Here is a 19,240-nt window from a genome sequence, read left to right as displayed (position 1 = left end):
CTCGGCCGCCAACTTTCTCCAGTACCAACCGCTTCACTTCACCGATGTGGGCCTCATCAGGGCCATAGACTTCCGTCCCGATGACTTTGTCGCTCTCGATCAGATTATTCATTTCTCGCTCCTGCGGATTCGAGTGACGTACAGGATCGGCCAACGCGTCGTGGAGCGAGTGGTTCCGAGATCGCGGTAAACTCTTTCCTGACCTCAACCCACTGATCACGGGGAGACGGAACCAGGCTAGAATTTTCAGCACACTCTCACCGAACATCATGGCCCGCGCCGTGGTCATCGGCGTGTCTGGCATGCCGTCCGTCCCAAGTTGGATGATGAGCGTCCCGGCGCCCAACAACCGCCCACGAGTCTTGTGCAACTCGAGACCGGTATGCCGGCTCGCTGTTGGTCGAGTGCTGCTCGCGCGCTTCAAGCTCCCGCCGAACCGTTTGGGCGACCACCTCGCGGACGGCGGGAACATCGACTCAAGCGAGATATTCGGTTTGACCGCCACCTTGTCGAGCACACGCCCGATGACGGTTTCAAGGACCTTCCCGGCGATTAGTGGCCCAAGGAAGTTATGTCGATTTCCTTGTACGGGAAGAGCCGGGAGAGGACGCGGGAGAGCCAGCCGCGCGCAGGCTCAGGCGCGGGAATGGGAGCCGGGCTGGGATGCGGCGTTGGCGCAGGCTTGGTAGGCGTCGGCGCGACAGGGCCAACGGGCCCCAGGTTGCCGAGCCCATCTGTGTGATGGGCTTCGGAAGTCGGCTCTGGCCGAAGATGGTTTCATAGCACTCGGGCGGCGCGCTGCCGGCGTCTGTCCGGTAAATGAAGTCGAGCAGCATCGCCGCCCGGAGGAGCGGTTTTATCCATGGAACGAATCCTTCGATTTCGGAGTTTGATGGCGGTGTAAAGGGAGGCTAAAATGACGACCGATCTGAAGTCGTCTCGCAGCGACAATGACCTTCGAAGACGCGCTGTATATCTCCGTGGTTCTGGGGGCTCTCGTGTCGATCACATGGCTATCGACCATTTGAACGACGTTCCAGGACCGTGCTGGACAGACCTGTTTTACATTGCCGTGGCGTTTGGTACGGCTAGCGGGATATTCTGGCTGGCCGGCTACTAGGTAGTCTTGGCCGCAGTGCCGCCCCCCCTGTTGGGAACAGTTCTGCCCATTGTGATATTCTTAGTTAGATGTGATTAATGTAACGACAGGGTTTCGCGGGGGCGGTGATCTGGAGTTGCTTTGATGAGCGACCGACCCATGAGCGCAGGCGACCATGTCCTTGTGCGGCTTGAAGTGACCCACCGACTGAACGACGGCTATCTGATTGTGGCGAGACCTGGCGTCACGCCGATAACCGTTCATGAGGACGATGTTCTAACAATTGCGGTGCCCGAGAGGCACGCGAAGGCAAAGCCTTCTCGACTAGCTGCGTTTGGGTAATCCACATCTTCACGATGGCAGAAGCTCGGCTCCTGGCCCAGGGCGTTGAAGGAAGATGCGGGACGATCAATTCGCGGACATCGTTCGTCTGATAGAGAGTGCCGGCTCGCCATCTCCGACTTCGCATATACGTCCAGGCAGCCAAGAGCCCAGCGCTTTATCACGAGGTCAAGTCAGCGACTTGACCTTCTCCACGGTGCGACCCGGCGCTCGCCGTGGCGCCGTTACTTTGGCATTCATGTTTTCCCGACAGAGGAACAAATCCGACCATATCGGCTTTACACGCCGGGAGTTGCTACGATGCGTGCGGATCAAATATCGGATGCGGAAGCGATACGCCTGGAATTGCGAATCCTGCGCCGCCGAATATCCGAAATGGGAAATAGTCGCCTGTTCGATGAGGTTGAAGCACTGATTTCCCTCGCCGAGGCCCAGGTCGAGAGAACGATTGTGAAATTGCGACGGGAGCGACCCTAGTGGTGAAATCTGACGCTTGGTACCCAACGAAACAGCTGCTCAGGGTGGAAAGCTGCCGCTCGTTTAAGAACGGTAGCTACCTTTTCCATCCGGATCCGCGATGCGACGTCGTTCTGTTTGAGTTCCTGAAGACGCTCCCATGCTTCGAAGAAGCTGGGTCTGGCACAGACTTCGATATCCCAAACAACTAATTGTGGCCCGTCAACCGTGTCAAACCATTCGGAAGTTCGCTTTAGGTACGCCACCGTGCAGCGAGTGCGAGTTGAAGGTGTAGTCTTAGAGGTCCTCTAAACGCTTCCAAACTGAAACCGTCGCCGACATCCGATTGTCAAACCCAGAAGCCTTAATTTCGGAGGCTATAGTTTCGTCAGGAATTCGCCACAAGAAGCCCGGGTGATCCTGGGCGAGCCTATCTGCCCGTGAGAGTTGTTGAAGAATATAGCGAGACGGATGGAGAAGCGTAAAAAGATGCTGTCTGCCTAAGGCGCGAGCTTGCCCACAAACCATCGAGAGGTGTTTGTGTGAACAGACAGAGTGTGGCAGCGGGGCAACATTTGATGACCCAAATATCACTTCAACTATCGGTTTAAGTATGCTCTTCACGGATGTCTGTTATGTTTTAGCGGGGGCTAAAGTGGAGCGTTGCCGTGAAAAAACTGTTCCTGACTTCCGCTTTCCTGCTCGGTCTTTCCGGCATCGCTTCGGCGGCCGATGCAGTCGTTCTTGAACCGACACCAGAAGCGAGCCTCGCTCCGGTTTTTACCTGGACCGGGGGTTACGTTGGCTTGCAGGCCGGCTACCTGTGGGGCGACGGACACAGTTCATATCCTACCGGAGCATTCGCAGACCCTGACATCGACGGTTGGCTTGTCGGCGGATACGTGGGCTACAACTATCAAATGGCCAACAACATCGTGCTAGGCATCGACGCCGATCTGGCATGGAGCAATGCAGACGGATTTGGCGACGGAATGCTGGCGGGCGGCATTCCGGTTGGGCCGGGCACCGGTGATCTCTACGAACTCACCTGGTCCGGAGCCGCTCGTCTCAGAGTGGGCTACGCCATGGATCGGTTCCTCCCGTATCTTGCAGGCGGCCTAGCCTTTGGCGACGTTGACGTTACCCCGTTCACCGCTGGCGTTGCGGGCACGACGGTTGGAGACAACATGGTCGGATGGACTATTGGCGCGGGCGTTGAATACGCGTTCACTGACAATCTGATCGGTCGCGCGGAGTATCGCTACACGGATTTTGGCGACTTCGATATTGCGCCTGGTGCTTCGGCGGAATTGACAACACACGACGTTCGTCTCGGCATCGCGTACAAGTTTTAACCGGAACGTTCCCTGGGCTGGAGGGGGTATGGCGATGCCCCAGGAGACTCCAGGTCTTGGCGGTCATCGTGCATCCGGTGGTGGGCGTATCGTCGTGCGACCGCACGGGCAAGGGTGGGAAAAGTGCGCGTTATTGCAACCCCCTCGCTCGTCCGCGCGTTGAAGCTAATGGAGTTTACGCCCAACATTTGGCTTAAGGACGGAGAGTTCTCGCTTCGCGAGATCCTATCGGTTCCTGATGCTGTCGAATTTCTGGAAGCTTGGCCGCTGGATAAGCGCAATCCTTTTTTCTACCTAGCGCAAAACGCGCTCCAGGGCGCCATCAATGGCTCCATTCCGCTAGAGGAAGCGAGGGAGTCATTTGAAACATTCTGCAGTGAAGTGGGGATACTGGCTAGCGCACACATGAAGGATTGACCGCACGTTCTTGTTCGGGGCCTGTGGCATCGGTCCCCCAGCGGCTCGTCCACAATTACGAAGTCGAGAAGTCGGCGTGGCAGCATGGGCTGGCTGCATAGACAACGAACTCTCCGTCGCGGGAACGTCTTCCGGAAGGTCTCCGTTGAATTGGAAAGGAGTCCCGGCATGGAAAGCAATCCGACGTACCCTTTCGATCTGGCAATTGCAATTGCCGCGGCGAAGGGGCTTTCGCCTACTGCCCGCCGGTGACCTCCTCAACGGTTAAAGGCCGCCCGTGCGGGGTCGCACGGGCGGCTGCGGGCCAGCGGGGTGGAGGGCGGGCGGGCACCCCGCTAGCGAAATTCGCTGAAACTGAGGGCCGGCTTTGTGTGTGGGCAGGCCATCCTCGCACGGAGGCAAGCCGTTGGGGAGCGTCTGTGCGGCACCGACGTACCCTTTGGGCGTGAGCGTATGGTTCACCGCCGAAGGTCAGGTACTCCACAGCCAGCCGACGCGTGTCATTACCAAGACCGTTGCTTGTCGCCGTATGCCTGGCCAATGGCAAAACCCAGTACAAAGCCGATCAGACCGCCAACCAACATTGCGGTAGAGATAGTGCCTGGATTTTCTTTCACTGTCTCCGAAACCGACTGCGCCTGAGACCGCAGCGCCTGTGTGGCGTTTGCCGCCCGGTCACTCGCACCACTGTACCACCCAGTCACCTCGTCCACGGCTTCCTCTGCGCGCTCGGCCAGGACTTTGTTAATCTTTCCAATCTCGCGCCTCATCTGCGCGACTTGCTTTTCCAAGGCTTCTTGAGATTCCTTTTGGGTCGTTTTGGGCGACCCTTTGTCGTCTGTATCTGCCATGACGATCTCCTCTCGGGTTGTGATTGAACGGTGGGTGGTCCCATTTGTTCCCAATCCGGAGAACCGTCTCTACTGGTCGACGTGGGCCTCTTTAGCAAAGGAGGAAGGCCCATGAAGACGCGCACCTCAGCGGTTTCATATGGCCCAGGCGGCCGTCGAACAGATGGAGCCGGGTTCGGCCATCATCAACAAAGGCCAGATCTATGATTTGTTGTCTTTCGGACATGGCTCCTCTCCCAATGTTGACGGAAAACTGTAAACGGACCTCTGCAAGGTTCGTTCCCGACGCCGGCGGACGTCGGACCGGGAGCTAACCAATTGGCCAAGGGATGGATGTCAGCGTTACCAGTCGGACAAGAGTGCGGCCGTTTCTATGAGTTCCACCTGCTGGCTGAAGCGATCACGGTAGATCGTCATGGCAGCGTCATGGGTGTCGTCAGCTGAGCTGCAGATCGCATCCTCCACCAGCAGGACCCTGAGCCCCGGTCTATGGCGCCCATCACTGTTGCGGCCACACAGATGTCAGTTTCCCCGCCTGTGATAACCAGCGTGTCGAATCCACTAACCTGCCGTACGAAATCTCCAGACACCCAGGGGGAATATACGTGTTTGTCTGCGACGCGCGCCGGAGGACAAAAGCGAGCCAGTGACCCGACAAGTTCAACTTGGTCTGCGCCGATTGCCTCTAAAGTCATGCGCGACCATTTCAAATAATAGCGTCGCCACGCGCCAACGCCTTCTCCCGGGCGTCGAGCCGGCACAAACCGGGTAAATATTGTCTGGGAAGCATGTTTCGCCACGATCTCTTCAATCCGAGGCAATTATTTCAGGCATCCAGGGCATAGCCCATTCGCTGTCGCCCGCAAACATCAACTGCGTGTCAACGCACACATGGGCGCATCTTTCCCCAATCGGGCTAAATTCTAGAGCCGAAGAGGTCCTCATTCTGAAGCCTTTGAGGAAGTAGGAAAAGCCGAGCCCGCTTTTCGAGCCCGGCCATATCGCTAAGCTGCGAGCGCTTTCCTGTTGGCTGAACTATCGGCGATTTTTGTGAGATCTCGATCTGTAGTCTCTTCTTCGGCCAGCGTTTGCTGAAGGAGCTTAACCGCGTCCGGCTTGTTCAGAATTTCGGCCCACCGTTTCAAGGTTCCGTACCGCGTCATCTCGTAGTGCTCGACCGCCTGAGCTGCGGAGATCAACCCGGCGTCGCCAGCAGGCGTTCCCTTGAACTCTTCGAGGATTTCCTCACCCTCTTCGATAATACCGTCGATGGCGGGACAGGTCTTTCCCTGCGCTCGTTTGCCGAATATTTCAAAGACCTGCTGCAGCCGTTCGACATGGCCTTCTGTCTGGTCCCGATGTTTTTCGAAGGCGGCCTTCAACTCTGTCGATTGCGCACCGCGCGCCATTTTTGGAAGCGCTTTGAGGATTTTACGCTCAGCATAGTAGATGTCTTTCAGCGTGTCGAGGAACAGGTCGTCAAGACCTTTCGGTTTGGTCGGCATGTCGATCTCCTACACATTGGTCCCTCCGCGGACCCTCAATGTGCAGCCGAATTTATGGTTCCAGCCTCCATAGGTATTGTGGCAAAAGTGATCGCGCGCAGCGTCGGACGTTCTCAGGCACTGCGGAGAATGGCGGATGATACATCGGGGGTTACTCGCAAGGAGGGCCTATTGGTGCCTTGTCGGGTTCGCGCAACCTGGATGAACCAGGCGGCGAACCTTCGCGCTCGATCAGTCTAGCCGATGCCTCCCACGGGTTCAGCTTGGAACAGCCAGCCCGCAAAATGCCTACGCCCCAACCCGCGGAACCCTACACCTTGCGCCGCGTTTTTGTGTCGACGCGCATTGGATCGTTTTGCGCGACAAACCGTTGCGGAGTTGATTCAGACATGAAGGTGCGAGCCTCGGGGGCACGGGTCAGAGGCGAGTCGATTAGTAGGCGCGCGTAGAAAATCCACCCCACTCTAGATGTCTCGCGAAAACAGTCACCATTGGCAAACGAGCGGAAAGCATGGCGCTACTAAATATTGCCCGTCCAGGCGCCAACTTCCGCGCAATGGTGATATTCATAACTGCTATCCCGCTGGTGTTTGTCGTTAGCGGTCTCGCCATTCGGTATGCGGCGTTCGCTTCTATATCTGCAGAACCAACCTTTGAGGCCTATGCTCGTACGCTGTGCAGGTGGGATTGTTCTTGGTATGTCGGCATTGCAGAAAAGGGCTACGAGCGCTTTCCCATAGCCAACCAAAGCAACGTCGGCCGCTGGGGGTTCTTCCCCCTCTATCCGATGATCGTCGGAATGATTGGGACGGTTTTCCCCTTCCCCACGATAGTTGTGGCGACAATAACTTCGATCGCATGCAGCTACGCGGCCTGCGTAGTAGCTTGGCCGCTGCTTGAGAAAAACGTTCGGGCTTATGTGCTCTATTGCGCATTCCTGCTCAGCGGCCCGTTCTCTTTCCACTTCACAACCTTCTTGACCGAACCACTCTTCGTTCTCCTGACTTCGATCGTCTTTCTGGCGCTCAAACGATCCAACTACCTTGCCGCGGGCTTATTTTCCGCACTCCTCTCCGCCACAAGAGTGGTTGGGGCGTTCGTGGTGTTTGCCACCGTCATTCAGATGTTCAAGGACTATCGCCAGCAAGGAGGAGCGATCAGGTCGTTTCCGGTGTGGGTCTTTGGTCGGCCGGATCTTCTAATTGCTATCCTCATATCGCCTGCAGGGCTATTCGCTTACATTCTGTTTCTGTATCTCACTGTTGGCGACGGTTTTGCATTCTTGCATGTCCAGCGTGCCTTCGGCCGGGTGGCCGGGAATGTATTTCTTTACTTGTGGGAAGGGCTCTCAGCCATGCCGACGGCTGGATGGATACCCACTGCCCCGCAATGGAGCGCCTTCGCCGCCATCGGCGGATTGGCGTTGTGCGGCGTCCTGGCATTTCGCAAGCAATATGGCGCGGCGGTCTTCTGCGCGATCTGCATCACCCTGCCCCTGATAACCAACCTCGCCTCGATGGTCCGTTACGTCGTTGGACTGGCCCCGCTGACAATCATGCTGATGCAACTCCTGTCAGCATCAAAGCTGACATGGCTTGCCGCTTTAGCTCTTTTCCTGGGGGCCTGTTATCCGATGACTAAGGCTTGGATTGGAGGCTATCTTGCCTTGGTCTAACATCGCGGCCGCCCAAAGCCGCGCTGCCGTGCTTGGCGGCTATGCGCTCGCGTTAGCACTGGCTGGGGCAGAGATCTCGATCCTTGCATTGGCTGTCCATCCCAAGGTCGGCCCCGACTACCGAGCCTACTATATCGACCGAACGACTACGTGCCTGAACCGCGACGCTGTCGGCAGTTACACAATTGGCGAAACGATCTCGTTCAAACGCGAGGGTCACAAACAGGCGAACAACATCAAGGTTTGCGGTTGGTCCGGGCCAGCGGGTGACGGCACCCATTCCCTTGGCGAGACTTCGCGCCTTCGCGTGAATGTCACCCGACCCAGCCTGGGCGGCCTGAAAGCGACGCTGGAAATGTCAGCGGTCCTTCGACCACCACAGACTGAGCAAAGAGTTGTGGTCTTGGTGAACGGCATTCTCGCCCACAAAATGGTGCTTTCAGGCAAGGAACCGCAACAAGTCTCGTTCGTAATTCCACAGGCCGCTCTAGCAGGGGCCAAGACACTCGAGATCGCCTTTGATTATCTCGACGGGATTCCACCCACCCGGTCAGCCAGCAACATATACAAGCGTGCCATCAAACTGGTCTCGTTTCGGCTGAATGAAACAGGCGAAAAGCTTAGCCCTACTGATCTGATTTCCGGTCCGTAAATACCCACCGATCCAACACAAAGAAATTCACAGCTGGAACCAGGATGCATGTAACCAGGATTGCAAACCCAGGATGCAGACTGAACCCACCAGTCAGAACGGCGGGTGCGATGTAGGCAATGGCAAGGCCTGCCGCTGTCAGAAGCACAAAGCGCGGACCTTCCGATCGATGCGATCCGTTGGATATGAAAGTTATCGATCTGTGGGCCAAGTACGAGAATAGGGCAGCACCCGCATAGGCGGCCAACGATGCCTCGACTGGCGTGAAGCCGATCCAGTCCAATTCAGCAAAGATGATCGCCAGGGCGGCATACAGGCCTGTCGCAGCGATGCCGACCAAACCAAAGCGTGTCAGCAGTCTTACCCTGAGCCTGGCCGTGAAGCGGTTTTCAGGCGCGCGCGCTGCACGCATACTGAGCACCTAGAGGCAGCGGAGCAAGCCAACTTTCGACCTTTCTGGTGAACGACCCAGCCGTCGGTAGAAGCAGGAAATGCTCTGAGCGAATCTCTGCAAATCTTGCTATTTGAAAAAGTGATGCAGCCGTCCTGGAACTGAGCAGAACAGCGTCGTTGTCAAAAGGACATCTGAATACCGCGAGACGGGTCAACGGATTGTAGGGGTTGTGCTCGATGATGCAGGCCAGCCCATGCGGTCGCAGGACACGCTGCATTTCCTTGAAGAATGCCTCCCAGCAGTCTGGCGGAACGTGATGGAGCACGCAACTCGCAAATGCCAGATCAAACGCGCCATCCTCATAGGGCAGACGAGACAATGTGCTAACGTGGTAGGCGTGGGTGGGATTGTTCTGCCGAGCGCGCATGATCGATTGCTCTGAGATGTCGCAGCCATTCAAGGTATCGAACACGCCGTCGAGATGCGGGTGGAGTGAACCAATGCCGCAGCCTATATCCAGCGCCCGTACTTCCGCTCCACCGTGCCGAAGTCCCCGTTCGATCACGAGGCGCCTAAGAAGATCAGACTTGGCCATCAGAAAAAAGTCATGCCTGAGGCCAGAAAACCGGATGGATCTTTCGACCACCTCCCCGTAACTGGATTTGTAGCCGTCGAAGAGTTCGCCCATCAGCCAACCTTCCGAACCTGATATTCGGACGACCCTTCGACGCTCGCTCGGGCATGCCCTTTCTCGTCAAAACCGCTGCGCCGCTCGATCACGTATAGGGGGCGGCGTTTCACCTCGGCGTGGATACCACCCACGTAAAGTCCGACGACGCCAGTCATGAAGAGATTGACGCCACAAAGGAACGACACAATCACGACGGTGGACGTCCAGCCGGCAATAACGCCGCTCTCGAAGATCCAGGCGAGCATTGCGTAAACCCCATACGACATCGCAAGCCCGGAAATCACCAATCCACCCCATAGTGCCAAGCGAAGTGGCGTCTCCGAGAAGCTGACAATGCCGTGAACGGCAAGGTGCATCATTTTCCAGAACGGATACTTGGTTTGGCCAATCGTCCGAGCCGGGCGTTCAAAGGGGACTGTTGCCTGGTTGAATCCCATCCAGCCGAACATGCCTCTGACGAAGCGATCTTGTTCCGGCATTTGCTTGAAGGTTTCCAGCGCCTTACGGCCCACCAAGCGGAAATCTCCAACGTCGCGCGGGATGTCCACCGAGGTCATTCTTTCCAGTAGTCGGTAAAACAGGCTCGCCGTGATCCTCTTAAAGAGGGACTCGCCCTCGCGCTTAACACGGCGCGCGTAGACGATTTCGAATCCTTCCTTCCATTTCGCTACCAGGTCGAGCACGACCTCTGGCGGATCCTGCAGATCGGCATCCATGACAATCACTGCATCGCCCGTTGCGGCATTCATGCCGGCTGTGATCGCGATTTGGTGGCCAAAATTCCGGGAAAGCTCGATCAATCGAAATCTGGGCTCTACAGCGACCATGTTCCTCAGAAGTTCGGCGCTTTTGTCATGGCTTCCATCGTCAACGAAAATTGCTTCAGACTCACCGTCCAGCTGGCACAACAGCGTCCTGATCCGCTCGACGAGCTTCGGCAGTACCTCTTCCTCGTTGTAGATAGGAATGACGAGCGAATAACGCGGTGACGCCACCCTCCTTTTAGCTCTGATGCTTTGGATTGACACGTCTCGCATCCACTGAAATCAAATGTCTGCGACAAAGTTCCCGCCATTTCTGCGAAGTTGCTAATTTAACAGACGTGTGCGGCCCTACAGCACACGCTGGCAGCGCTGGAGCTCACTTGGCGAGGTCTGGCAGTGCCAGCGCTTATTTTTGGCTGGTCCTTCGCACAGCAAAGAATGCGGGTGGCTAGGAATGTTCCGCCATCGTCTGCAGCTCTGATCGCATTCGGGGCAATGTCCCAGGAAACGCGACTGAAGATCGTTCGGCTGCTGGTGAAGGCTGGGCCGGAAGGCATGGCCGCAGGCATCATTGCGGAAGCTGCAGGGGTCTCCGCGTCGAACGTCTCGTTCCACCTCAAGGAACTGGAGCGTGGCGGCCTGGTCACCGCCCGCCGCGACTCGCGCTCCATCGTCTACTCGGCGGACTACCAGGCCCTGGAGCGGCTTGATCCGGTTTCTGATGGAGGACTGCTGCGCAGGCAATCCGGCCATCTGCCAGCCGGCACTCGCTCCTGCCTGCTGCTAACATTCGGACAAGCAGAAATCATGTCAACTTTTGAACGCCATCTGACCCTCTGGGTCGTCGTGGGCGTCGCCCTGGGCCATCTGATGCCAGGTGTCTTTCACGTCATCGGCAGCGCCGAGATCGCCAAGGTGAACATCCCGGTCGCCGTCCTGATCTGGCTGATGATCATCCCGATGCTGCTGAAGATCGACTTCGCCGCCATGGGCGAGGTCGGTAGACATTGGCGCGGCATCGGGGTCACGCTCTTCATCAACTGGGCGGTGAAGCCATTCTCGATGGCGTTGCTGGGCTGGCTCTTCATCGGGTGGCTCTTCCGCCCCTACCTGCCAGCCGACCAGATTGATTCCTACATCGAAGGCCTCATCATCCTGGCAGCCGCGCCTTGTACGGCCATGGTTTTCGTATGGTCGAACCTGACCAAGGGCGAACCACATTTCACGCTGTCGCAGGTGGCGCTCAACGATGCCATCATGGTGGTTGCCTTCGCGCCGATCGTCGGACTGCTGCTCGGCCTGTCCGCGATCACCGTTCCGTGGGGCACACTCGTCCTGTCAGTCGTACTTTACATCGTCATTCCGGTGATCATCGCGCAGGTGATAAGACGTTGGCTGCTCGCCTCGGGCGGCCAGAAGGCACTCGACCGCCTGCTCCATAGGCTTCAGCCCCTCTCCCTCGTCGCGCTGCTGGCCGTGCCGATCCTGATCCAGGTCTATCTGAATTCGGCCTTGCCGACCTGCTCAACCGCATCTCCGGCGAGCAGCATTGCGTTGCGGGTCCGTCGGCGCTGATCGGCGCTTCCAATTTCTTCGAACTTGCGGTCGCCGCCGCCATCAGCCTGTTCGGCTTCAGCTCCGGCGCAGCACTCGCAACCGTCGTCGGCGTGCTTGTCGAAGTTCCGTGATGCTCTCGGTCGTATGGATCGTGAATCGCAGCAAGGGCTGGTACGAGCGGGGATCCGCCGTTTGCGCCGCCAAACAAGGCAAAAGGACCGCCTGATGGACGTCACCATCTACCACAACCCCGCCCGCGGCACGTCGCGCAACACGCTCGCTCTCATTCGCAACGCCGGGGTCGAGCCCACCGTCATCGAGTACCTGAAAACGCCGCCGACACGCGCGGTGCTTCAGGAGCTGATTTCCTCGGCGGGCCTGGCCGTGCGCGAAGCCATCAGGCAGAAAGGAACGCCCTATGCGGAACTGGGCCTGGACGATCTGACGCTGAAGCCAGCCTCGGCTTCGACTTGCTGGACCGACGGCCTGGTGGCGGCACGTTCACGCTCGAGGGCGAAAACCTCCTCGAATATGCAGCGAAGATCCTGCGGCTTCACGACGAAGCTCTAGTCAGCCTGGCGAAGTCAGACCTGGCAGGCCGAATCCAGCTGGGCTTGACACGACATGCTCGGATCTATCGCGCACCCTTGGCCGATTTCGGCGCCTGCACCCTCAAGTAATAGTGAGGACGAAGGTCCGCATGAGCCTCGTGCTGCGCTCTATGCTGGAGCTGGGTGAGTTGGACGTCGCCATCGTGCAGGTATTCACCCATGAAGTCCGGCCGACTGACGTGGTGCTGTTCCGCGAGAATCTTCACTGGGTCAAGTCCCGAGAGATGTCTTTAAGCCCAGAAGGGACGATCCCATTTCTCTCCTTCGACGACGACTGCTTCTACCGCCGGTGGGCGATTGACATTGGACAGGACGGGGGCGCGGATCTGGAGACGGTGTTCGAATGCTCCAGCGCTGCTGGCATCGTTGCAGCGGTGAACGCGGGCCTGGGCGTCGCGCTTCTCAGCGACCGCCATCTTCTTCAAAGCATGGATATCATTGACCGTCATTTGCCCACTCCTCCTGCGCTCGCCTATGTTGTGCGGCGAGCAAAGAAGGCCAGAAACCCGGCGCTTGATGGCCTCATTTCCGAGATCGAATTGGAAGTCAGCAGATACGGCAGACTAGCTCTGGCTATCTGACGGACGCCCTACGATAGACTTTTTTCGACAAGGCCCGCCTGTTCAAACGAGAGCTTGGGGGCCGACAACGGACAGGCCGGTTTTCAATGAATTTCGAGCTAAGCAGCCATTCGGCTAGCGCCCACCGATCTGATCGTCTACGTCCACATTACCGACAAACCGCATTCGAATAATTCAGGCGGCAGATCAGCTCAGGCGATGCTCTCTCCGCCGTCGATGACCAGCGCCTGGCCGGTCATGAACGACGAGCGGTCTGAGACGAGGAACAGAATGGCCTCGGCGATCTCCTCGGCGCGTGCCCAGCGCTGCATGGGGATTTTCGTTTTGATGTAGGCCTCGATGGCTTCTCGACCGCCCATCTGGGCGATGAAGGGATTGTTGAACGGCGTGTCGACCCAGCCCGGGCACAGCGCGTTCACGCGCACATTGTACTTGGCATAGTCGACCGACATCTGTCGGGTCATCGCGACGACAGCGTGCTTGGATGTGGCATAGGCAATCATCTCACGGTCGTAGAAGACGCCGGAATTCGAGGCGGTGTTGACAATCACGCCACCCCCTTGTGCGATCATCGCGGGCATAGCTAACTTTGCGGCCAAGAAATGGGCGCGCACGTTGATGCGCCACGAGGCGTCCATGCCCTGACTGCCGACCTCTGTCAGTGTTCCGCCAACCTGGATACCCGCATGATTGTGCAGGATGTCGATGCGTCGATGCTTCTCGAGCGTCATGCCGATCAGCCGCTCGATCTGCGCATCTTCGGCCACATCAGTGGTCATCGCTTCGGCCCGTCCGCCGGCGGCCCTGACAGCACCGGCCGCCGCCTCGCCAGCCGCAGCATCCCGGTCGGCAATGATCAGCACCGCCCCTTCCCTGCCCATCATCAACGCGCCGGCGCGACCGATGCCGGAGCCCGCGCCCGTGACTATGGCGATACGATCCTTAAGCAGCATGACGGGCCTTTCAGTGGGAGGGTTTTGTCTTGCGCAGCAGAAGCTGTGCGAACACCACCATGAGCACGGAGGCGCAGAGCACGATGGTGGCGATGGCATTGATTTCAGGTGTAATGCCGCGACGGATCGAAGCGAAAACGTAGATCGGTAGAGTCGTCTGTGCGCCGGCGACGAAGAAGGCGATGATGAAATCATCGAAGGAGAAAGTGAAGGCGAGCAGGAAACCCGCGAGAATTGCCGGCATGATCTGCGGCAGCACAATCGAGTGGAAGGTCGTCAACGGTGTCGCGTAGAGATCGCTGGACGCTTCGACCAGATTGCGGTCGAGACTGCCGAGCCGGGTGCGCACGATCATCGACACCAGCGCCATGGAGAACAGGCCATGCGCGGCGACGATCGAGCCATAGCCAAGCGCCAGACGTGGCGGCGTGCTGCCCGGCCAGATCGATGCGACGAACGGATTGACCACGGCAAACAGCTGCACCAAGGCGACCAGCGTCGAAATGCCGATCACAACCCCGGGAACCACGATGGCCGCGCCAAGAAGCGCGTCAAAGATAGTGCGCGTCCTGATGTTCACGCGCGCGAGCCCGAGGGCTGCAGCTGTGCCGAAGACCGCTGCCAGCAACGCGCTCGTGGTGGCAATGAACAGGCTGTTCTTGAGCGCTTCGACCAAGAAAGGATTTGCCAGCGCCTTGCCGTACCATTGCGTCGAAAAGCCGGTGAGTTCGCTGGCGTGGCGGCCCGCATTCAAGGAAAACAGCACTACCAAAGCGATTGGCAGATAGAGGAAGGCGAAAACGGCGACGATGAAAGCGCGCATCAGATCAGGTCCACCTGGCGTGCCCCCGAGAAGCGGGTCGAGACGCGATTGGCGATGATGAGGACGACGACCGAAACGAACACCAGCGTCACAGCGATGGCTGATCCGAACGGCCAGTTGCGCGATTGCAGGAACAGGTCGACCAGCGCATTGCCGATGAAGAACACCTTGCCGCCGCCGAGTAGGCTCGGGATAAGGTATTCGCCGAGCAGCAGGATCATGACCAGCGACAAGCCGGTCATCACGCCTGGCAACGAGAGCCTGAGCGTCACGCCGACAAAGGTCGAGAGTGGTTTGGCGCCGAGGTCGGCGGAAGCCTCCAGCAGCCGGCGGTCGAGCCTTTCGAGGCTGACGTAAATGGGCAGGATCATGAGCGGCAGATAGCCGTAGACGATGCCGAGCAATACCGCGCCTGGCGTGTTGATGAGGCGCAGATCCTCAATGCCGATGTAGGACAGCAGGGCCGGAATGCCGCGCCCGCCGAGGATGTACATCCACGCATAAGTGCGCATCAGCAGGCTAGTCCAGAACGGGATGACGATGAGCGCAAGCAGGATCAGTCGCCAGCGTTCCGGCGCCCGCAAGGCAAGATAGTAGGCAACTGGATAGGCGACGAGCAGGCAGGCGAAGGCGCCGACCGGGGCGAGGATCAGGGTGTTCCAGAAGGCGGTGGCGCGGGCCGGCAGGTTGGCATACTGGGCCATGGTGAATGCCGCCTGGTAGCCGCCCTCCGGCGCGCGCTCGCCGACGCTGAAAACCACGATGGCAACAAACGGCAGGACGAGAAAAACAACCAACCATACTGTTGCTGGCGCAAGCAGCAAGACGGTCAGTAGTTTGTGTCGAAAGGCGCTACCGTGCATGCGGATATGTCCGAGGCGCCGATAGGCGCGCATGATGCGCACCCATCGGCCAGTTGGGATTGATCAGGCCGAGTTGGCTCAGGCCGACTTGAATCGGGCCATCAGTTCGGCGCGTGCCGGATCGGTCAGCGTCGCCGCCGCGCCGAATTCTAGCGGGCTGAGCAGATCGGCGGCCGGATAAAGGATCGGGTTGTCGAGTACTTCCTTTGGCAGCAGCGCGTTGACGCGTGCATCAGTCGAGGGCGCGCCATTGGCCAGATGCTCCTTGACCGCAACTTGCGGGTTCATCAGGTAATTGAGCAGCGCATAGCCAGCCGGCTTGTTCGGCGCATCCTTTGGGATGGCGTAGAAGTCGGTCCAGATCTCGCCGCCCTCCTTGCCAAGCACATAGGCGATGTCGGGAATGTCGCGGTTGAGCTGGGCACCGTCATTGGTCCAGCACATGGTCATCCAGGCGTCGCCTGCCCGCATCGGCGGCTGGTAGTCACTCGATACGGCAAAGAGATGTGGCTTGGCCTTGATCAGCAGCTCCTCGGCCTTGGCGAGCTCGTCTGATTTGAGCGAGTTGAACGAGAAGCCGAAATATTTGAGCGCGTTGCCAATAGTGGTGAGCTGGTAGTCGTGCACCATTGTGCGTCCGTCGCCCTCGGCCATGGCCACGTCCCAGAAGTCCTTCCAGGTGGTCATCGGCTTGGCCAGCTTCTTGGTGTTGACTGCAAAGCCGGTGGTGCCCCAGTTCTTCGGCACAGCGTAGACGACGCCATCGATGGCGCCTTCTGCAGTAAAGCGCCCGTCTTCCGACTTGGAGTCGAAATTGCCGAGCTTCGACATGTCTAGCGGTTCGATGATATCGAGCTTCTTGTAAGTCGAGATTGTGTAGTTGGTCGGGACGTAAAGACTCCAACCCGAACCGCCGGCCTGCAGCTTGGCCAGCATCTCCTCGTTCGATCCAAAGACGTTTACCTGGACGGCGACGCCGGTGTCCTTGGTGAAGTTCTCGAAGGTCGCCGGATCATGATAGTTCGGCCATGTGGCGATCGACATCCGGTCGCCGAGGTTTTCGGCGGCGTTCACTGGTGTCGGCGAAAGGCCAAGTTCGCGTCCGAGCACGGCGGTGGCGATGCCGAGACCGGTCAGGCCAAGGAAATCGCGGCGGCCGATGGAGCCGCGCTTGAGGCGCATGAGCTGGCTGACGAATTCTTCCGAGGTGATGGGCAGGCCATCACGATACGATTTCGACATTTTTTGTTTCCCTCTGTTTTTCCCCGTTTTCTTTGACCCCCGAAAACGCCAGCGGCGCTCCCGGAGCGAAGCCGATAGCGACGGGTTCGCCCGGCTTGAACAGATCCTGACTGAGCTGGTGGTCGGCGGTGGCCAGCAACGTGCCGAGTGCTGGCACCTCGATGGCGTATTCCGCCGTGGAGCCGAGGAAGATGCGGTTGCGTACGATACCCTGAAACGTCCCCTGCTCCGACGCGCCAAGGCGCAATGCCTCCGGGCGCAAGCTGACCGAGACGGCTTCGCCGCTGGCCACACCATTGCGGCTGCGCGCGGAAATCACCGAACCGTCGGCAAGCATTACCTCGACCAGTTCGCCCGAGCGCCTCTCTACCTTGCCGGCAAGAAGGTTGGTCTTGCCGACGAAATCGGCAACAAACAGGTCTGCCGGTTCATGGTAGATCTCGCTCGGCTGGCCGACCTGAACGATGCTGCCGCGATTCATGACGCAAACGAAATCGCTCATTGAGAGCGCTTCCTCCTGGTCATGCGTGACCAGAACGAAGGTGATACCGAGTTCGCGCTGCAGGTTTTGAAGCTCGATCTGCATATCGGTCCGCAGCTTTTTGTCGAGCGCGGCCAGTGGCTCGTCGAGCAAAAGCACAGCCGGCTTGTTGACCAGCGCCCGGGCGAGCGCCACGCGCTGCTGTTGCCCGCCCGACAGCTCGTGGATCTTGCGGCGGCCATAGCCGGCGAGCTGGACCATCGCCAACGCTTCGCCGGCTTTGAGGCTGATCTCGCGCGCCGAAAGCCGCGGCCGCAGCTGGCGCAAGCCGTAGGATACGTTGTCCCCGGCATCGAGATGCGGGAACAGCGCATATTGCTGGAACACCATGTTGACCGGGCGCCGATACGGCGGCGTCCCGGCCATGTCCTTGCCGCGGATGAGCACCTGGCCCTCGCTCGGTTGCTCGAAGCCGCCGATCATGCGCAGGCAGGTGGTCTTGCCGCAGCCCGATGGCCCAAGTAGCGCGACGAATGCTGCAGGGGGAACGGCGAGATCGATGCCGCTAACGGCGGTTACTGCGCCATAGCGCTTGGCAACCCCACGGAACTCGATGTCGGGAACAGGCGCTGTAGACAATCGACAATCTCCAACCGGAAGGCGTCACGATGACGGAACGCTACCAATGGATTGGCGCCTAGTATATACCTCACAGGTGGTATATCTCTGCAATTTCATTGTTTGAAGGGGTATCTAAGTTGATTGGACGGTCTTCCCGCAGCGACGACTTCGGCGATTTGGCGGCGACCATCGAAGCGACACGCGAAACCAGTGGTTGTCGATTTGGCGAGATGATGACCACCTGGTTACGTCGGCATGTGAGCTTCGACCATTGTGTTGTGTTCGGTTATCGCGGTGCCGCACGCCCGCCAATGCTGTTCGAGACATTCTCACCCCCCGAAAGCCATGTCTTCGTCGCGCTGTACCAGGAAGGGCCTTACCTGCTCGATCCGTTCCACCATGCTGCAGTCGAGCGCAAGGAAGGGTTCTGGAGGATGCGGGAACTGGCCCCTGACCGCTTTTATGCCAGCGAGTATTTCCGCTCGTACTACAGCCAGACCAGGCTCGCCGAAGAGGTCGGCTTTTTCGTGCCGCTGCCCGGCAAGGATTCAGTGGTCCTTTCGCTGATGCGTCTCAAGGCGTCGGGTCCGTTCGGAACTGCGGATGCCAGGCTTTTGCGCGACATGGCGCCTCTGGTGATCGAGCTATGCCGTCAGCGCTGGCGTGAATTGCCGGAAGCCGAAACTGCGCTAGCACCGAAGAACGCACTGCCACCAGACAACGAATTCGACCGCACCCATATCTGGGAAAGCCTGTCGCTGACCCCTCGCGAGGTGCATGTCGTCGACATGGTGTTGCAGGGACACTCGACCGAATCCATCGCACGTTCGCTCGGCGTCGCATCAGGGACGGTGAAGGTCCACCGCCGCAACATTCACCAAAAGCTCGGCATCAAATCCCAGGCCGAACTCTTCGCCCGCTTCATCGAAATTATCGAAAGCCGGCGTTGAACTAACTGGTTGCCAAGCCGTCATGACGTCCCCCACTACCGGAGCGTCCTAAGACGAAGGCCTGCCGGAGGGCGACCTCGGCAGGCCTCGCTGCTGGAGCGCCTGAAGGTTCGGGTCGTTGCCTGGCACTCCGCCAAAAAAACGCTTCTGCACGGAATGTCGTTCCCACCATTAGAGCCGCGGAATAGCGAAAAGGCCCGCCGGAGGGGTCCGACAGGCCTCAATCTCGGAGCGATAGTGGGGGGTATGGGGGTCGCTCCGGACAGCTTTGCTTTGGTTCCAAAAATTCTTGGCGAAGCAGCGCGAGACCTGCCGCTACCGGCTGGAAACAGCAGGCCCGCTGCTTGGAACGCGGCT

General features: G+C 58.7%; 21 protein-coding genes and 2 pseudogenes. 9 read left to right on the top strand and 14 right to left on the bottom strand.

Features of this window, described 5'->3' with window-relative positions:
• Nucleotides 1–1,609 precede the first annotated feature (1,609 nt).
• Genes J1C56_RS16985 through J1C56_RS33675 form a run of 3 tightly spaced genes read right to left on the bottom strand, consistent with a single transcriptional unit; the run spans nucleotide 1,610 to nucleotide 2,425 of the window.
• Nucleotides 1,610–1,945, bottom strand: coding sequence for a hypothetical protein (locus J1C56_RS16985; RefSeq protein WP_214391217.1), 336 nt, complete (start codon nucleotides 1,943–1,945; stop codon nucleotides 1,610–1,612).
• Nucleotides 1,915–2,163 carry a DUF3291 domain-containing protein gene (locus J1C56_RS33680; RefSeq protein ID WP_214391216.1) on the bottom strand — a complete coding sequence of 83 codons (249 nt, stop codon included), beginning with the start codon at nucleotides 2,161–2,163 and terminating at the stop codon, nucleotides 1,915–1,917. Before J1C56_RS33680 ends, J1C56_RS16985 begins: the two co-directional genes overlap by 31 nt.
• 31 nt (nucleotides 2,164–2,194) lie before the next feature.
• Nucleotides 2,195–2,425, bottom strand: coding sequence for a DUF3291 domain-containing protein (locus J1C56_RS33675; protein ID WP_420797409.1), 231 nt, complete (start codon nucleotides 2,423–2,425; stop codon nucleotides 2,195–2,197).
• A 140-nt stretch (nucleotides 2,426–2,565) separates the two neighbouring features.
• On the opposite strand from J1C56_RS33675, the gene J1C56_RS16970 reads away from it, so the two are divergent.
• On the top strand, nucleotides 2,566–3,252 hold the full coding sequence (locus J1C56_RS16970) for an outer membrane protein (RefSeq protein WP_214391214.1): 687 nt from the start codon (nucleotides 2,566–2,568) through the stop codon (nucleotides 3,250–3,252).
• A 123-nt stretch (nucleotides 3,253–3,375) separates the two neighbouring features.
• Entirely contained in the window at nucleotides 3,376–3,669 is a 294-nt protein-coding gene (locus J1C56_RS16965) for a DUF982 domain-containing protein (protein WP_214391213.1), read from the top strand.
• A gap of 503 nt (nucleotides 3,670–4,172) precedes the next feature.
• Here J1C56_RS16965 and J1C56_RS16960 read toward each other — a convergent pair.
• The 3 genes from J1C56_RS16960 to J1C56_RS16950 all read right to left on the bottom strand — a co-directional run bounded on the left by J1C56_RS16960 (nucleotide 4,173) and on the right by J1C56_RS16950 (nucleotide 6,025).
• Nucleotides 4,173–4,520: a hypothetical protein gene (locus tag J1C56_RS16960; protein ID WP_214391212.1), complete on the bottom strand. Its 348-nt coding sequence runs from the start codon at nucleotides 4,518–4,520 to the stop codon at nucleotides 4,173–4,175.
• 413 nt (nucleotides 4,521–4,933) lie between these two features.
• The gene (locus J1C56_RS33670) at nucleotides 4,934–5,281 is read right to left on the bottom strand and encodes a cysteine hydrolase family protein (protein WP_420797408.1); all 348 of its coding nucleotides are present in this window, start codon (nucleotides 5,279–5,281) and stop codon (nucleotides 4,934–4,936) included.
• Between the two features lie 243 nt (nucleotides 5,282–5,524).
• The gene (locus J1C56_RS16950) at nucleotides 5,525–6,025 is read right to left on the bottom strand and encodes a YciE/YciF ferroxidase family protein (RefSeq protein WP_214391211.1); all 501 of its coding nucleotides are present in this window, start codon (nucleotides 6,023–6,025) and stop codon (nucleotides 5,525–5,527) included.
• Between the two features lie 511 nt (nucleotides 6,026–6,536).
• Between J1C56_RS16950 and J1C56_RS16945 the strand changes: the two genes are divergently transcribed.
• Both J1C56_RS16945 and J1C56_RS16940 read left to right on the top strand, forming a co-directional pair.
• Nucleotides 6,537–7,700: a hypothetical protein gene (locus J1C56_RS16945; protein WP_214391210.1), complete on the top strand. Its 1,164-nt coding sequence runs from the start codon at nucleotides 6,537–6,539 to the stop codon at nucleotides 7,698–7,700.
• Nucleotides 7,687–8,352: a hypothetical protein gene (locus tag J1C56_RS16940; protein ID WP_214391209.1), complete on the top strand. Its 666-nt coding sequence runs from the start codon at nucleotides 7,687–7,689 to the stop codon at nucleotides 8,350–8,352. Before J1C56_RS16945 ends, J1C56_RS16940 begins: the two co-directional genes overlap by 14 nt.
• Here the strand turns inward: J1C56_RS16940 and J1C56_RS16935 are convergent.
• Genes J1C56_RS16935 through J1C56_RS16925 form a run of 3 tightly spaced genes read right to left on the bottom strand, consistent with a single transcriptional unit; the run spans nucleotide 8,327 to nucleotide 10,465 of the window.
• A complete protein-coding gene (locus J1C56_RS16935; protein ID WP_214391208.1) occupies nucleotides 8,327–8,764 on the bottom strand; it encodes a GtrA family protein in 438 nt (145 codons plus the stop codon). The two genes, J1C56_RS16940 and J1C56_RS16935, sit on opposite strands and share 26 nt — an antisense overlap.
• Nucleotides 8,742–9,434, bottom strand: a complete 693-nt coding sequence (locus J1C56_RS16930) for a class I SAM-dependent methyltransferase (RefSeq protein WP_214391207.1) — start codon at nucleotides 9,432–9,434, stop codon at nucleotides 8,742–8,744. The genes J1C56_RS16935 and J1C56_RS16930 overlap by 23 nt, the downstream gene beginning before the upstream one ends.
• Nucleotides 9,434–10,465: a glycosyltransferase family 2 protein gene (locus J1C56_RS16925; RefSeq protein WP_338001460.1), complete on the bottom strand. Its 1,032-nt coding sequence runs from the start codon at nucleotides 10,463–10,465 to the stop codon at nucleotides 9,434–9,436. The genes J1C56_RS16930 and J1C56_RS16925 overlap by 1 nt, the downstream gene beginning before the upstream one ends.
• A gap of 174 nt (nucleotides 10,466–10,639) precedes the next feature.
• Here J1C56_RS16925 and J1C56_RS16920 point away from each other — a divergent pair.
• The 4 genes and pseudogenes from J1C56_RS16920 to J1C56_RS16905 all read left to right on the top strand — a co-directional run bounded on the left by J1C56_RS16920 (nucleotide 10,640) and on the right by J1C56_RS16905 (nucleotide 12,950).
• Nucleotides 10,640–10,988: pseudogene (locus J1C56_RS16920) on the top strand (ArsR/SmtB family transcription factor).
• Nucleotides 10,989–11,008: 20 nt separating this feature from the next.
• A pseudogene (locus J1C56_RS16915) lies at nucleotides 11,009–11,984 on the top strand (arsenic resistance protein).
• Nucleotides 11,984–12,328, top strand: a complete 345-nt coding sequence (locus J1C56_RS32960; protein WP_246591459.1) for a thioredoxin domain-containing protein — start codon at nucleotides 11,984–11,986, stop codon at nucleotides 12,326–12,328. The pseudogene J1C56_RS16915 and the gene J1C56_RS32960 overlap by 1 nt, the downstream one beginning before the upstream one ends.
• A gap of 112 nt (nucleotides 12,329–12,440) precedes the next feature.
• Nucleotides 12,441–12,950 (top strand): substrate-binding domain-containing protein, encoded by a 510-nt coding sequence (locus tag J1C56_RS16905; RefSeq protein ID WP_338001459.1) that lies wholly within the window; start codon nucleotides 12,441–12,443, stop codon nucleotides 12,948–12,950.
• 191 nt (nucleotides 12,951–13,141) lie between these two features.
• Here the strand turns inward: J1C56_RS16905 and J1C56_RS16900 are convergent, their stop codons facing one another.
• The 5 genes from J1C56_RS16900 to J1C56_RS16880 all read right to left on the bottom strand — a co-directional run bounded on the left by J1C56_RS16900 (nucleotide 13,142) and on the right by J1C56_RS16880 (nucleotide 17,951).
• Complete coding sequence (locus J1C56_RS16900) at nucleotides 13,142–13,903, bottom strand: SDR family NAD(P)-dependent oxidoreductase (RefSeq protein WP_214391205.1); 762 nt, start codon at nucleotides 13,901–13,903, stop codon at nucleotides 13,142–13,144.
• A 10-nt stretch (nucleotides 13,904–13,913) separates the two neighbouring features.
• Nucleotides 13,914–14,726, bottom strand: a complete 813-nt coding sequence (locus J1C56_RS16895) for an ABC transporter permease (RefSeq protein WP_214391204.1) — start codon at nucleotides 14,724–14,726, stop codon at nucleotides 13,914–13,916.
• Entirely contained in the window at nucleotides 14,726–15,589 is an 864-nt protein-coding gene (locus J1C56_RS16890) for an ABC transporter permease (RefSeq protein ID WP_246591533.1), read from the bottom strand. The genes J1C56_RS16895 and J1C56_RS16890 overlap by 1 nt, the downstream gene beginning before the upstream one ends.
• A 78-nt stretch (nucleotides 15,590–15,667) precedes the next feature.
• A complete protein-coding gene (locus J1C56_RS16885; RefSeq protein ID WP_214391203.1) occupies nucleotides 15,668–16,831 on the bottom strand; it encodes an ABC transporter substrate-binding protein in 1,164 nt (387 codons plus the stop codon).
• Nucleotides 16,812–17,951 (bottom strand): ABC transporter ATP-binding protein, encoded by a 1,140-nt coding sequence (locus J1C56_RS16880; protein WP_214391202.1) that lies wholly within the window; start codon nucleotides 17,949–17,951, stop codon nucleotides 16,812–16,814. Before J1C56_RS16880 ends, J1C56_RS16885 begins: the two co-directional genes overlap by 20 nt.
• Before the next feature lie 215 nt (nucleotides 17,952–18,166).
• Here J1C56_RS16880 and J1C56_RS16875 point away from each other — a divergent pair, with 215 nt between their 5' ends.
• Nucleotides 18,167–18,883, top strand: coding sequence for a helix-turn-helix transcriptional regulator (locus tag J1C56_RS16875; RefSeq protein ID WP_214391201.1), 717 nt, complete (start codon nucleotides 18,167–18,169; stop codon nucleotides 18,881–18,883).
• Nucleotides 18,884–19,240 lie beyond the last annotated feature (357 nt).

It is taken from the genome of Aminobacter anthyllidis (genome assembly GCF_018555685.1).
Taxonomy (GTDB): Bacteria; Pseudomonadota; Alphaproteobacteria; order Rhizobiales; family Rhizobiaceae; genus Aminobacter; species Aminobacter anthyllidis.
Note: the sequence above shows the minus strand (reverse complement) of the source record. Positions and strands in the feature narration are given on the sequence as shown.